At 68.7% G+C, this 13,749-nt stretch carries 11 protein-coding genes; 5 read left to right on the forward strand and 6 right to left on the reverse strand.

The window, feature by feature from the left end:
* From EJC77_RS16935 to EJC77_RS16945, 3 genes are all read right to left on the reverse strand, one after another.
* A partial coding sequence (locus EJC77_RS16935; protein WP_164520461.1) for an APC family permease occupies nt 1-1,169 on the reverse strand: 1,169 nt, incomplete at its 3' end.
* Between the two features lie 119 nt (nt 1,170-1,288).
* Nucleotides 1,289-2,929, reverse strand: coding sequence for an amidohydrolase (locus EJC77_RS16940; RefSeq protein WP_125615371.1), 1,641 nt, complete (start codon nt 2,927-2,929; stop codon nt 1,289-1,291).
* A gap of 2 nt (nt 2,930-2,931) precedes the next feature.
* On the reverse strand, nt 2,932-4,353 hold the full coding sequence (locus tag EJC77_RS16945; RefSeq protein ID WP_125615374.1) for a purine-cytosine permease family protein: 1,422 nt from the start codon (nt 4,351-4,353) through the stop codon (nt 2,932-2,934).
* A gap of 860 nt (nt 4,354-5,213) precedes the next feature.
* Between EJC77_RS16945 and EJC77_RS21640 the strand changes: the two genes are divergently transcribed.
* Complete coding sequence (locus EJC77_RS21640) at nt 5,214-5,477, forward strand: helix-turn-helix domain-containing protein (protein WP_420820333.1); 264 nt, start codon at nt 5,214-5,216, stop codon at nt 5,475-5,477.
* Nucleotides 5,474-6,829, forward strand: coding sequence for a type II toxin-antitoxin system HipA family toxin (locus EJC77_RS16955; RefSeq protein WP_125615377.1), 1,356 nt, complete (start codon nt 5,474-5,476; stop codon nt 6,827-6,829). The genes EJC77_RS21640 and EJC77_RS16955 overlap by 4 nt, the downstream gene beginning before the upstream one ends.
* Here the strand turns inward: EJC77_RS16955 and EJC77_RS16960 are convergent.
* The 3 genes from EJC77_RS16960 to EJC77_RS21210 form a co-directional block, all read right to left on the reverse strand.
* Nucleotides 6,808-7,053, reverse strand: coding sequence for a hypothetical protein (locus EJC77_RS16960; RefSeq protein WP_125615379.1), 246 nt, complete (start codon nt 7,051-7,053; stop codon nt 6,808-6,810). The two genes, EJC77_RS16955 and EJC77_RS16960, sit on opposite strands and share 22 nt — an antisense overlap.
* Nucleotides 7,054-7,190: 137 nt before the next feature.
* A complete protein-coding gene (locus tag EJC77_RS16965; RefSeq protein ID WP_125615382.1) occupies nt 7,191-8,675 on the reverse strand; it encodes an aldehyde dehydrogenase family protein in 1,485 nt (494 codons plus the stop codon).
* Between the two features lie 22 nt (nt 8,676-8,697).
* Entirely contained in the window at nt 8,698-8,907 is a 210-nt protein-coding gene (locus EJC77_RS21210; RefSeq protein ID WP_240630331.1) for a hypothetical protein, read from the reverse strand.
* 421 nt (nt 8,908-9,328) lie between these two features.
* Here EJC77_RS21210 and EJC77_RS16975 point away from each other — a divergent pair, with 421 nt between their 5' ends.
* The 3 genes from EJC77_RS16975 to EJC77_RS16985 all read left to right on the forward strand — a co-directional run bounded on the left by EJC77_RS16975 (nt 9,329) and on the right by EJC77_RS16985 (nt 13,672).
* A complete protein-coding gene (locus tag EJC77_RS16975; RefSeq protein ID WP_125615385.1) occupies nt 9,329-11,272 on the forward strand; it encodes a primary-amine oxidase in 1,944 nt (647 codons plus the stop codon).
* A 99-nt stretch (nt 11,273-11,371) separates the two neighbouring features.
* Nucleotides 11,372-11,965, forward strand: coding sequence for a TetR/AcrR family transcriptional regulator (locus EJC77_RS16980; protein ID WP_125615388.1), 594 nt, complete (start codon nt 11,372-11,374; stop codon nt 11,963-11,965).
* Nucleotides 11,966-12,283: 318 nt separating this feature from the next.
* Nucleotides 12,284-13,672, forward strand: coding sequence for an MFS transporter (locus EJC77_RS16985; protein WP_240630332.1), 1,389 nt, complete (start codon nt 12,284-12,286; stop codon nt 13,670-13,672).
* Nucleotides 13,673-13,749: the final 77 nt, after the last annotated feature.

The raw sequence follows: 13,749 nt of genomic DNA on the forward strand, positions 1-13,749 counted from the left end.
ATGGCCAGCAGGTAGCTGAGCAGGTACGTCGAGATCGCGATGGTCAGCACCACCTGGAACAGCGCGCCGCTGGAACCGGTCAGCTGCATGGCCACGAGCATGAACACCGTGCCCACCACCCCGGAGAGCGTGTTGACCCGCACCGGGGTGCCCAGCTTGGGGTGAAACCGGCCGAAGAAGCCGCCGAAGAACGATCCGTCCGCGGCGGCCATGGCCTGCATGCGGTCGCTGATGATCATCCATGCCGCGCCCTGGGAGACCAGCACGAAGCAGAACACGACGGCGGAGACGGCCAGCATGGCGTGCTGGGCCGGCCCGAAGATCGCGTAGACGGTGGAGACGGCGCCGAACAAGCCGCTGATGCCGGTGATCTGGTCCAGCGGGACAACCAAGAGGATGGCCAGGATGGGCAGCAGGTAGCTGGCCGCGGCGATGATGGCCGAGCGGGCGATGGAGACCGGCACGTCACGGCCCGGGTTCTTCATCTCGCCGGCGGCGCTGTTGCCCGATTCGAAGCCGAGGAAGGAGAACAGCAGCAGCGGCGTCACGCCGAGGAACCCGGCCAGGGTGGGCGAGAACGAGCTCAGGTTCAGCCCGTTGAAACCGTGCTGGAACCCGTAGATGGCCGTGACCACCAGGAAGAACGCCAGGAACACGACCTTCAGGATGGCACCGAGGGACGGCAGCCACTTGCCGCGCTTGAGGCTGATGACGGCGGAGCCCACCGTGATCCAGATGAAGCCGAGCTTGAACAGGTAGTCGGTGACGCTGCCCGCGGCGATGGGGGTGACATAGCTCGACCAGGTCTCGACGGCCACGAACGCCATGGCCCCGCCCACCCACACCGGCTGGGTCACCCAGGTGAACAGCGCCGTGACGGCGGCCATCACCCGGCCGTAGGCCAGCTTCGTCCACACGTAGATGCCGCCCTCATCGGTGAACGCGCCACCGACCTCGGCGAAGACCAGCCCGTACGGGATGAGGAACGTGACGGCGAGGACCAGCGTCCAGGTGAACGTCTCCACGCCGAAGCCGGAGACCTGGCCGAGCACCTCGATGGAGATGACGGCGGCGACGACCAGCAGCAGGATGTCCAGCCGGCCGAGCGACTTCTGCAGGTGCTTGCTCTGCTCCTGGGCGAGCGCCGTCGACTCTGTTGAATGCAACATGATGGTTCCTTTCGGGCGGACCGCTGCGCGGTAGACCCAGCGTAGGAGTGTGATCTGCATCACGTAAAACATGGGAAAGCGATGGAGTGCATCGGAAGATCCGATGCAGGAGGGACGTGTCAGCCCCGCGTGAACACTGTCACCCCGCCGGCGATGGTCCGCTCGACGCCGATGCGGCCCAGGTCCGGCGCCGGAACGGCGTACGGGTCCGTGTCCAGGACCACCAGGTCGGCGGCCATGCCGACGCCGACCGTCCCGCGCAGGTCGTCGAGGCGGTTGGCCCGGGCCGCGCCGGACGTGTACGCGGCCAGGGCGGCGCCCAACGTGATGGCCTCGCCGGGAAGCAGCGGGTCGTGCTGCGATCGGTCGTCGCGGGCGTGCGGGTCGGCCGGTGGCGCCGTGCGGTTGACGGCCGTGTGGATGCCCCACAGCGGGTCCGGGCTGGACACCGGCCAGTCGCTGCCGATCGCCAGCGGCACGCCGGCGCGGCGCAGCGTCTCGAACGCGAAGTGCACGCGCTGGTACTCCTCGTCCAGGTAGGGCAGCTTCGTCTCCACGAGCACCGGGTCCTGGCGGGCCCACAGCGGCTGGATGTTGGCGATCGCGCCCAGCGCGGCGAACCGGGCCACGTCCGCCGGGTCCACCAGGTCCAGGTGCGCCAGCTGGTGCCGCGGATCCCAGCCGTCACGCGCGGGCAGGTCAAGCGCGTCCAGGGCGTCCTTGACGGCCTTGTCGCCCACGGCGTGCAGGTGCAGGTCGAAGCCGGCCGCATCCGCGGCGGCGGCGATGCGGGCCAGCGCGGCCGGCTCGATCAGGGTCATTCCGTGTTCGTGCGGGTGCCCGCGGTACGGCCGGGTCATGGCCGCCGTCAGGTTCTCGCAGACCCCGTCCAGCATGATCTTCACGGCGGTGGCCCGGAAGCGGCCGCGCGCCCGGGCCCGGCGGTCCTTGAACAGCTCCAGCTGCTCCAGGTCCTCCTCGCGCTGCCACCACAGGGCCCCGGTGACCGTGGCGGTCAAGAGCCCCTCCGATTCCAGCGCCAGGTACAGCTCGTACGAGTCGGGAATGCCCAGGCACTCCCCCACGGCCGCGTCCTGCCAGGCCGTGACGCCCAGCGAATGCAGGTACGTTTGGGCGGTCAACATGGCGGTGCGCAGGTGTGCCGGTTCCGGCGCCGGAATCCGGGAAGACACCAGGTCGGCGGCCAGTTCAATCAGCATGCCGGTGGCAGCCCCGGACGCGTCCCGGGCGATGATGCCGCCGTCTGGGTTGGGCGTGTCGTCCGTGATGCCCGCGATCTCCAGCGCCCGCGAATTGGCCCACGCACCGTGCGCGTCATGGCTGACCAGGAACACCGGACGGTCCGGCACCAGGTCGTCCAACAGCGCGCGGTGGGGGAACCCGCCGTCGAACACGTCCCCGTACCAGCCGGCCCCCTGCACCCACGGCTCCGACGGATGCGCACGCGCATAGCCGGCGATCAGCGCGCGGTATTCGGCGAGCGAATGCGCGCCGGTCAGGTCGCAGGAGAGCATCTGCAGCCCGCCGGCGAGCGGGTGCACGTGCGCGTCCTGGAACCCGGGCAGCAACGCCCGCCCGGCCAGGTCCACCACCTCGGTGCGCGGCCCCCGCCAGGCGGCGGTGTCATCCCCGAGGGCCACGATCCGCCCGCCCGCCACGGCCACGGCGTCCGTCGCCGGCCGGGCCGGGTCCATGGTGTGCACGGCGCCGCCGGCCAGGATCAGTTCGGCGTGGGGCATGGTCACTCCGTGATCAGGTCGGGTTCGGTGGAGCCGGCGTGCAGCCGCACCAGGGCGGGCGCCAGGCGGGCGATGGCCAGGTAGGCGACGGCGCTGACGGTCAGGCCCACCAGCCAGGCGATGTCGATGCCGCCCATGGCCGTGGCGATCGGGCCCGTGTAGAACGGGGTGGACATGAACGGGATCTGCGCCAGCACGCCGATGCCGAACACGATCAGCGCCCCGGCGTTCCAGCGGCCGTAGCGCCCGCCGTCGGCCGCGTAGAACTCGTCCACAGCGTAGGAGCCGTGCCGGATGATGTAGAAGTCCACCAGGTTCACGGCCGACCACGGGATCAAGATGTACAGCAGCACGCTCAGGAAGCTGAAGTAGGAGGAGGCAAAGCTGGTGGTCGCGGCAAGGGCGAGCACGACGCCGGTGAGGTGCAGTACCAGCGAGGTCACCAGGCGCGCCTTCAGCCGTGGCCGCCAGCCGCTGACGAACGTTTCGACCAGGGTCAGCGCGCACAGGGCGCTGCAGTAGGCGTTCACGGAGTTGCCCGCGGCGGCCACGAACGCGAAGCCGACCAGCACCACGGCGCCGAGCACGGGGCCCAGGATGTGGTGCAGGCCGGCCATGGTGTCGGCCTCGGTGACGGCCAGGCCCACGCCGGCGCCGAGCACCATCAGCAGCGCCGAGGAGGTCACGCAGCCCAGGTAGGTGCCCCAGAACGCGCCGCGCTGGCCCGAGTTGGCGGGCATGTAGCGGGAATAGTCGGACACGTAGGGGGCGTACGTCAGCTGCCACACGATGCCGATGGCCAGCATGGCGAAGAACCCGGTCCACGTGAACGTGCCGTGGGTCAGCGCCGCCCAGAAGTCACCGCCCAGGAACAGCACCACGAAGGAGACCAGCACCAGCACGCCCACGATGTACGCGCCCAGCTCGGTGACCTTGCGGACCAGGTTGTAGCCGAACCCGGCGATGACGAAGCTGAGCACGGCGCACAGGATGATCATGCCGGTCCCGCTCAGGCCCGGCGCCAGCTCTGTGATGGAATTGGCCGAGACGATCAGGTTCGACGAGAAGTAGCCCACGAACATGAGGATCGCGACCACCACGATCAGGCTGGCGCCCTTGGCGCCGAATTGGCCGCGGGCCTGGAGCATCTGCGGCACGCCGAGTTGCGGACCCTGGGCCGCGTGCAGCGCCATGCCGATGCCGCCGATCACATGGCCCAGCAGGATGGCGATGATGGAGCTGAGCATGGGCAGGCCGAGCAGCGTGGTGGCCGTGGCCCCGGTGACCACGGTCAGCGGGGTCATGTTCATGCCGAACCAGATGGTGAACAATTCGCGCGAGCGCCCGTGGCGGGCATCGGCCGGGATGGGGGCGATGGATTCCTGTTCAACCTCGAACAGGCGTGGGCCCATTAGTTTGGTCATGCTGTGCGTCCTCACATGTGGTGGGGGTGCCCGCGCCCCCGTGCGTTCGGGCCCGTCCCCGGTTCAGCCGACGTCGTCGTCGTGCCGTTCACCCAAGCGTAGATCCGTGAACTACATCACGTAAACAGTGGAATAGCGATTCAGTTCATCGTCACAACAGATGAAGCGTGGTTGTGCAGGCCCGGAAGTACGACGGCGTGGGCCGGCGTGGGTGCCCGGGTGTCCCCCGGCGAATTCGAACCCGTGGCGACGCCCAGACCCCACCAAGTTCGCGCGGCCCCATCCAATTGGATGGGGCCGAGGCAATTCGGTGGGACCCGGGCGCGAGCCGGCCGGGGACGGTGGGACCTCACACCGGGTTGCAAGGTAGAGCGCCCGGGCATCGTCCGACGGGCACTGGCCACCGATGTGCTTGCCTATGCCGACAATGAGCACGAGGCCCGGGAAGCACTCGAATCGTTCGAGCACAGCCGGCACAGCTTCTCCGACACCTGGGAACTGGATTTCACCGAGTACACCCACCGATACCTGTGGTGTTGCCACGCCATACGCTGGGGGCATCCACCAGTACCGGGCCGCGGCGACCCTCACAGCAGCCGTTTGATGTTCGACACCTTCCGTCCCGGGCCCAACTATCTTGAGCGCCTGACGAGGCCAGGGTCGGTCCCGGAGCGGCGAAACAACGCGGGCGCAACAGAGGGAATGGCGCCGTGCGGAGTGCTCGAACGCCCGGTTGTTGCCTTCACGATGTGACTCGTGCCAATGGAACTCCGGAATAACTATATTGACGCTATTGGAACAAGTAAGTACTGTTATCTGCAGGAAGTAGGTGCATCTTGATCAGCGAGACGGCGACAGAGTTGGGCGAACATCTTCGCCAGTGGCGAATCATCCTCGGCCTCAGCCAGGAAATCGCCTCCGAACGGGCCAACATCTCACTACCGACATTGCGCCGCATCGAGCGTGGCGACAGTGGCGTCCGTCTCGGTAACTTCCTCGCACTGGCGAGGGTGCTCAATCTCTCCGAGCGGCTCAGCGAAGCCACGGACCCTTTGAACACGGACCTAGGTCGCATGCGCGCACACCTTCTAGGGCGACAGCGGGCCAGGAGACAGTCGTCATGACCTACGAAGTATGGATCGACCGCCGGCCGGTGGGCTCATTCACCGTCGACGTGCGTCCCGGCTTCCAGAACCCATCCATGACCTTCAGCTACCTGGATGAGTGGCTCTCAGACGACCGTGGCTTTGCCATATCGCCGGACCTTCCCCTGCAGCGCGGACCGCACACCCCAGCCGCCCACCGGACCACCTTCCTCTCCTTCGACGATGCGGCACCAGACCGTTGGGGGAGGGGCTTGCTGGAGGCAGGGATGCGTCAGCAGGCAATCCAGCGTGGGATAGCATTCAAATCCCCGACCGAGATCGACCTCCTGCTCGCTGTCGACGACGAGACGCGACAGGGCGCCCTGCGGTTCCGCAAGGACGACAAGTTCCTCGCTGTCGAGCGCGCCCGGGCAAGCATTCAGGAGCTCCCAATGCTTGCCCGTGCAGCTCAGCGATTTGCCGACAGCGGCGAGATCGACAGCGAAGTCCTCGAACTCATTGGCGTCGGTTCGTCGCCCGGTGGCGCCCAGCCCAAGGCGTGGGTGCGCGATGAGGACGGCGCCATGCACCTGGCCAAGTTCCCCCGCACCTCCGATGTCGTCGACGTCTCGGCCTGGGAGCTGGCCGTGATCAAGCTGCAGCGTCGCGCAGGGATACGTGTCCAACCATCATCAACGTTCCCCCTCAAGGAGGAGCAGTCTGTTTTCCTCACCCGCCGGTTCGACCGCGACGGCAACCGGCGCATCCCGTACATGAGCTTCAAGAGCGCGTTCGCCGTTGCCGAGTACGATCGGCCCGACTACGCCACGCTCGCCAGGAAGGTCGCCGCCATCTCCGCAAAACCGCGGACAGATGCCGCCGAACTGTTTTCCAGGGCGGCACTTACCGCCATGGTCCACAACATCGATGATCACATGCGCAATCATGGCCTCCTTCGCGATGGCAGCGGTTGGCGCCTGTCTCCGTCGTTTGACGTCACCCCTTCAAGAAGCGGAAGTTCCAACACGCCACTTACACCGGAAGATGACCCTCGCGACCGCGACATCCGATTGTTGGTGAACCGAGCCGAGGATTTTCGGCTGACCCGCGACGAAGCGGTCCGGCGCATTCAGGTCGTCGATGAAGCAGTGTCACGCTGGCGCGAGGATGCGGTCGCCTCGGGTGTCGCTGCGGACGCGCTGGATTCGATGTCTACCGCCTTCGAGGGGGAGAACCGGGCCCGTGCCGCAGACCTCCGCGGCGAACAGAAGGTGACGATTGACTTGGCACCGGCCCCAGGACTGGCGAGACCAGTCGGTGACGTGTGGGTAAAGCCTCATACCAGACGCGGCCGATTCGTCGAGGGCCACTACCGGCGCCGAGCGCAGTAACCGGGGCCGGCCGTGGCAGGTCCGGACCCGTTGATCTCGGCAGCGTCCAGGACACCGCCGACGAGATGGCCGTGTGGTTCCGGGGCGAGCCGGCTGCCGCCGGCCGTCGGCACGGCATTCATCGTCCCTTCCACCAGCCCGGCCGCATCCAGAATGCCGCGCGCGGCCCGGATTTCGCCCACTGACAACTGGTCCGTGAACCGGACGGCACCTGGGTCATCCATGGCGCCAAGCTGGCGCGGCGCCCTGGCACTTACATGGATGGCCACTTACCCCAGATGAGGCGGGCCCGAACACCGAACACGGCCGGACACCGGCCCTATCTGGGGAAATGAGAACACCAGGCGCGGCCGCGACGGGATCACCCGAACTGGAACCAGGTGGTCTTGGGCGCCGTGTAGTTGTCGAAGGCGTGCAGCGACAGGTCCCGGCCGAAGCCCGACTGCTTGAACCCGCCGAACGGGGTGCTGTTTCCGAGCGCGTCCACGGTGTTCACCGACACCGTCCCGGCCACCAGCGCGGCGGCGACCCGGTGCGCCCGGGCCAGGTCGGCCGTCCACACGGAGGCGGCCAGCCCGTACTCGGTGTCGTTGGCCATGGCGACGGCCTCCTCCTCGGTGTCGAAGGGCTGCAGGACGGCCACCGGCCCGAAGACCTCCTCCCGGTGCAGCGCGTGGTCGGGGGCCAGACCGCCGATCAGCGTCGGCTCCAAGTACGCGTCCGAGCCGGCGATCGTGCGCCGGCCGCCGCCGAACAGCACGGTTCCGTCGGCGCGTCCACGCTCAATCCACGCGGCCACATCATCGGCGTGGCCGCTCGAAATGAGCGCGCCGTTGCCGTCCAGCCCGGCCAGCGGATCGGCCGGTTCATAGGCCGTGGCGGCTTCGCGCAGCAGCGCCAGGAACTCGTCGTGGACCTCGCGCTGGACCAGGATGCGGGAGTTGGCTGAGCACACCTGGCCCTGGTTGTAGAACGCGCCGAAGGCCGCCTTGTCCGCGGCCTGGGCGAGGTCGGCCGTGTCGGCGAAGATGATGTTCGAGCTCTTCCCGCCGGCCTCCAGGCTCAGCCGCTTCAGGTTGCTGCGTCCCGACGCCTCCAGCAGCGTCCGGGAGACCGCCGTCGAGCCGGTGAAGGCGAGCGCGTCCACGTCCATGTGGCCGGCCAGCGCGGCGCCCACCTCACGCCCGGACCCGGTCACGACGTTCAGCACACCGTCGGGCAGCCCGGCCCGCACGGCCAGGTCGGCGACGCGCAGCACGCTCAACGAGGTCTGCTCGGCGGGCTTGAGCACCACGGCGTTCCCGGACGCGAGCGCGGGCGCCAGCTTCCACATGGCAATCTCCAGCGGGAAGTTCCACGGCACGATCGCGGCAACGACACCGAGCGGCTCGCGCGTGACCTGGGCCGTGGCGCCGGGCGGGACGCTTGGCAGCTCGCCGGCAATCTTGTCGATGGCCTCGGCGTACCAGCGCAGCGTGGCGATGGCGCCGGGCACATCGACGGTCGTCGTCTGGGCGATGGGTTTGCCGCTGTCGAGCGTCTCGAGCAGCGCCAGCTCGTCCGCGTGCTCCGCCATCAGGTCGGCCAGCCGCAGCAGCACGTGCTTGCGGGCCTCGGCACTGACGCCCGACCACGCCGGAAACGCCCGGCGGGCCGCGGCGACGGCCGTGTCGACGTCGGCCGCGCCGCACGCGCCGAGCGTGGCCAGCGCGCGTCCATCGATGGGGCTGGTGGTGGGCCGCCCGGGCCGGCCCAGCTCGCGGCGGGCGCCGTCGATGAAGGGCCGGCCGTCGATGTCCAGGCCGGCGGCCCGCGCCGCCCATGTGGTTACTGCCAATTCGGTCATGTCAATCTCCTTGGTGTGTGGTTCAGGGTTGTGCGATTCGCCGTGCGTGCCGGCTGACGCAGGCGGCCGCCGCGAGGCAGCCGAGTTCGACGGCGATGAGCGCCAGCATGGTCCGGTCGTGTCCGGCGCCTGCCGCGGCTGCGACCCCGGCACCCGCAGCGTGATGGTGCATGGATCCGCCGCCCGCCAGAAGGGCCGCGTGGATGGCGGCCATGGCGGCCGACATGGCCATCAATCAGGTGGACGGCCGCGGCCGCAGGCCCGTGGGCGGGACGTCGCAGGTGCACCAGGCAGAGCAGGCACAGCGCGCCCATGGCCGCCATGGCCCAGGTCATGAGCTGCCCGGCACCCGAGCCGATGGCGGAGACGGCCGCCAGCAGATGGGCTGCCGCCGCACCGGCCGCAGCCACGGCCAGCACGGCAGCCGGCACCCGTGGCAGGCGGGCGGGGGCCATTGGTTGGTGGGCCACTGATTGGCCCGCCGGCCGTCGTGCCAGATTCGTCGTCACTGCTGCCCCTTCCGTCGGGTCCCGGCGTCCATGCCGGTTCAGGCGCTGTCCGCCGGACGCTTTACGAACGCGGCGTGGTCTGGGTAACATCGATATCGTTGGTTGAACAGTTGTACCACCATAATTCGACTTGAGGGAAGTGCCATGACCATCACCACCGACGCTGCGGGGACGCAGCTGCACCCGCTGGACCAACTGTCAGCGGACGAAATCCGGGCCGCGCGCGGCATCCTGGATGCGGCCGGGCTGGTCGCCGACACGACCCGCTTCGCGTACCTGGGCCTGCTGGAACCGGCCAAGGCCGACCTGTACACTCCGGACGCGGCGGCTCCCGACCGCCGCGTCCGGGCCATGCTCTGGGATGCCGCCAGGTCCCGCTCACTCGACGTGACAGTGTCACTTGATGCCGCCGTCGTACTGGACACCCGGGAGCTGGACCCGGCCGTGGACGGGCAGCTGCCCGTGCTGCTGGAGGAGTTCGAGATCATCGAGGAGATCCTCGCCGCCGACCCGCAGTGGCAGGCCGCGCTGGCCTCCCGCGGACTCACCCCCGCCCAGGTGCGCGTCGCCCCGTTGTCGGCCGGCGTGTTCGAGTACGAGAACGAGACCGGCAAGCGGCTGCTGCGCGGCCTCGGCTTCCGCCAAGACCACCCGGGCGACCACGCCTGGGCGCACCCCATCGACGGGCTGGTCGCGTTCGTGGACATCGAGCGCCGGCGCGTCAACCACCTGATCGACGACGGCCCCGTCCCGGTCCCGGACGTCAACGGCAACTACACCGAGGAGGCGGTCCACGGGCCGCTGCGCACCGATCTCAAGCCGATCGAGGTGACCCAGCCGGAGGGCCCCAGCTTCACGTTCGAGGGGAACCACCTGTCGTGGCTGGGCTGGGACCTGCGCGTGGGCTTCGACGCCCGCGAGGGGCTGGTCCTGCACCAAATCCACCACACCCAGGCGGGCCGCCGTCGTCCGGTGATCCACCGCGCGTCGATCTCCGAGATGGTGGTCCCGTATGGTGACCCGGCGCCGTACCGCAGTTGGCAGAACTACTTCGACTCCGGCGAATACCTGGTGGGCCGGGACGCGAACTCGCTCAAGCTCGGCTGCGACTGCCTGGGCGACATCACGTACATGTCCCCCATCGTGGCCGATGATTTCGGCAACCCGCGCACCATCGAGAACGGCATCTGCATCCACGAGGAGGACGCCGGCATCCTGTGGAAGCACACGGACGAGTGGGCGAATTCCAACGAGGTGCGCCGCAACCGCCGGCTCGTCGTCTCCTTCTTCACGACCGTGGGCAACTACGACTACGGCTTCTACTGGTACCTGTACCTGGACGGCACGATCGAGTTCGAGGCGAAGGCCACGGGCATCGTGTTCACGGCGGCGCTGCCGGAGGCCGGGTACCCGTACGCGTCGGAGATCGCCCCCGGCCTGGGCGCCCCGTTCCACCAGCACCTGTTCAACGCCCGCCTGGACATGATGGTCGACGGCGGGGCGAACCGGGTGGAGGAACTGGACCTGGTGCGGCTGCCCAAGGGACCGGGCAACCCGCACGGCAACGCGTTCAGCCAGAAGCGCACCGTGCTGGCGTCCGAATCGACGGCGGTGCGCGACGCGGACGGCGCGCGGGGGCGCGTATGGCACATCAGCAACCCGGAATCGCTGAACCACCTGGGCCAGCCGGTGGGCTACACGCTGTACCCGGAGGGCCAGCCGACGCTGGCCATGGCGGACGACTCCTCCATCGCGGACCGGGCCACGTTCGCCCGGCACCACCTGTGGGTCACCCGCTTCGCCGAGGACGAGCGGTACGCGGCCGGCGACTTCGTGAACCAGCACCCGGGCGGCGCCGGCCTGCCCGCGTTCGTCGCGGCGGACCGGGACATCGACGGCCAGGACATCGTGGTGTGGCACTCGTTCGGCCTGACGCATTTCCCGCGCCCGGAGGACTGGCCGGTGATGCCGGTGGACACCACCGGGTTCACGCTCAAGCCGCACGGGTTCTTCGACGCGAACCCGACGCTGGACGTGCCGGCCAACACCCCGGGCCATTGCGGCACGGGCGGGGAATCCTGCCACTGATACTCGCCCAACTGATAGGGTGGCGACGGCCGGGCCGGGTGCCCGGCCGTCGCCTGCGTTTCCGGTGCCCGCATGCCCAATCCCTTGAAAGGAATCCCGATGCCGCGTCTGGTCGACCATGATGAGCGCCGCCGCGCCATCATCGAGACCACGTGGCGGATCATCGCCGAGCAGGGGATCGAGAACACCAGCATGCGCGACATCGCCCGCGAGTGCGGGTATGCGGCGCCCGGCGTGCTGGCGCACTATTTCGCGAACAAGAACGAGCTGCTGCTGGCGTCCTACCGGCTCATCTGCGACCGCACGAATGAGCGCATCGCCGCCTCAGCCGCCGGCAGGCGCGGCATTGCGGCGCTGCGTTCGCTGTGCCTGGAGATCATCCCGGCCGACCCGTTGACGGCCGTCGAGGCGCGCGTGGCCGTGGCGTTCTGGCAGCGGGCGCAGACGGATGCCGGCCTGCGGGACGTGGGCCGGGACGCGCTGGCGCACTGGCACGCCTCCATGCTCGGCTTCCTCGCCGAGGCGCAGGTCGACGGCGAATGCGGCGCCCTCGATGACACGGACGCCGCGGCCCAGGAATTGCTCAACGTCATGATGGGCCTGCACATCACCTCGATGCTGGACCCGGATACCATGACGGGATCCCGCCAGCGGCACCTGATCGAGCGGGCACTGGGGCGCCTGGCGGCGTGATTGAGCTTGCCGAAATCCCCGGTGATTGAGCCTGTCGAAATCACCCCCGGTGTTCGAGCCCGTCGAGACCCACCGCGGACTGACGTGCGTCCCCACGCACCCCGCATCTGATCAACAGATGAATCAAACCTGGAATATGTATTGGACAGATAGTGGGCCGTCCCACACAGTGGATGGACATCCCCTTCCACCGCCCGGTGGGCCCACGGCATGGGCCGTGGCCCCACGCGGGGAGGCATCCGTTCGAGCGAACCTGCCGGGAAGGCCGTTGCACATGTTGTCCTCCGTGAGGACCGGACGTCGCCCCTTGGAGGCACAGTGAGTAATCCGACAGCGAGTAATCCAATTCCGGAAACCCGGATCGACCAGAAGAGCCTGCGCAAGAGCGTGGCCGCCGGTTCGATCGGCGTCCTGGTCCACTGGTTCGATTGGGCGGTCTACGCCTACCTCGCCTCCACCATCGCGCACGTGTTCTTCCCGGACCAGGACCGCACGGCCGGGTTGCTGGCCGTTTTCGGCGTCTTCGCCGTCTCCTTCGGCATGCGCCCCATCGGCGCCCTCATCTTCGGCACGCTCGGCGACCGGGTGGGTCGCAAGCGGACCCTCTCGATCGTCATCCTGGCCATGTCCGCGGCCACGCTCATGGTCGGCCTATTGCCGAGCTACGGCACGATCGGCATCTGGGCGCCGGTCCTGCTGGTGGTCGCCCGCTTGGTGCAGGGCCTCGCAGCCGGAGGTGAGTTCGGCAGCGCCGCGGCATTCCTTGCCGAGTATTCGCCGGTGAAGCGCCGCGGCTTCGGCGTCAGCTGGCTGGAGGTGGGCAGCCTCCTCGGCTTCCTCCTGGCCTCGCTGGCCGTCGTGATGCTCAACGGCGTCATGAGCCCGGAGGCTGTGGCCGAATGGGGGTGGCGCATCCCGTTCCTGGTGACGGCACCGTTGGGCGTCATCGGCTTCTACATCAGGTCCAAGATCGAGGACACGCCGGAATTCCGCTCGCTCGCCCAGCTGGACAGCGTGCCGGCAAGCCCGGTCAAGGAAGTGTTCACGCGCAACTGGCGCCAACTGCTGCAGACCAGCGGCATCGAGATCATGATGAACGTGACGTTCTACATCGTGCTGGTCTACCTGCTCACCTACCAGGAGGAAACCCTGGGCTGGGACGCCTCGACCGCGGCCCTGCTGTCCACGGCCGCATCCATCGGCGCGTTGGTGCTCGTCCCCGTCTTCGGCGCCCTGTCGGACAGGTTCGGCCGCAAGCCGTTGATGGTCGGCGCGTCGGTGCTCCTGGCCGTCTTCTCCTACCCGCTGTTCCTCGTCATGCAGTCCGGGACGCCCTGGGCGGGGGCCGTCAGCACGCTCGGCCTGGGCTTCATCCTCTCCATCATCCTGGGCGTCCACGCCGTCACCGTCGCCGAACTGTTCCCCACGCGCACACGGCAAACCGGGCTGTCCATCGCCTACAGCGTCACGGCCGCGATCTTCGCCGGGACCGTCCCCTACGTGCTGACCTGGGGCATCGCCGTGACCGGCAACCTCATGCTCCCGGCCTTCTACCTCATCCTGGTCGCCCTGCTGGGCCTGGCCACGATGTTGACCGTCAAGGAGAGCAAGGGCATCGACCTGCTCCGCGACGACATCGCCGCCGCGGCGCCCCGTGCCACCGACGGCGAGGTCCGTGCAAGCGTCACGGCGGGCGACCCGGCGTAACCGACCGGCAAGTCTGCCCGGTCAGCGCGTACCGGTGATGAGCCGCTCGCGGTCGAACACCGCCGGCACGAACCGCC

The sequence above is a fragment of the Specibacter cremeus genome, assembly GCF_003946885.1.
In the GTDB taxonomy this organism is placed as follows: domain Bacteria; phylum Actinomycetota; class Actinomycetes; order Actinomycetales; family Micrococcaceae; genus Specibacter; species Specibacter cremeus.

Bases quoted from the DNA above. Each gene is read 5' to 3' on its own strand.
- EJC77_RS16940 (WP_125615371.1), bottom strand. From the start codon at position 2,929: ATGCCCCACGCCGAACTGATCCTGGCCGGCGGCGCCGTGCACACCATG.
- EJC77_RS16945 (WP_125615374.1), bottom strand. From the start codon at position 4,353: ATGACCAAACTAATGGGCCCACGCCTGTTCGAGGTTGAACAGGAATCC.
- EJC77_RS16955 (WP_125615377.1), top strand. From the start codon at position 5,474: ATGACCTACGAAGTATGGATCGACCGCCGGCCGGTGGGCTCATTCACC.
- EJC77_RS16960 (WP_125615379.1), bottom strand. From the start codon at position 7,053: ATGGATGACCCAGGTGCCGTCCGGTTCACGGACCAGTTGTCAGTGGGC.
- EJC77_RS16965 (WP_125615382.1), bottom strand. From the start codon at position 8,675: ATGACCGAATTGGCAGTAACCACATGGGCGGCGCGGGCCGCCGGCCTG.
- EJC77_RS21210 (WP_240630331.1), bottom strand. From the start codon at position 8,907: ATGGCCATGTCGGCCGCCATGGCCGCCATCCACGCGGCCCTTCTGGCG.
- EJC77_RS16975 (WP_125615385.1), top strand. From the start codon at position 9,329: ATGACCATCACCACCGACGCTGCGGGGACGCAGCTGCACCCGCTGGAC.
- EJC77_RS16980 (WP_125615388.1), top strand. From the start codon at position 11,372: ATGCCGCGTCTGGTCGACCATGATGAGCGCCGCCGCGCCATCATCGAG.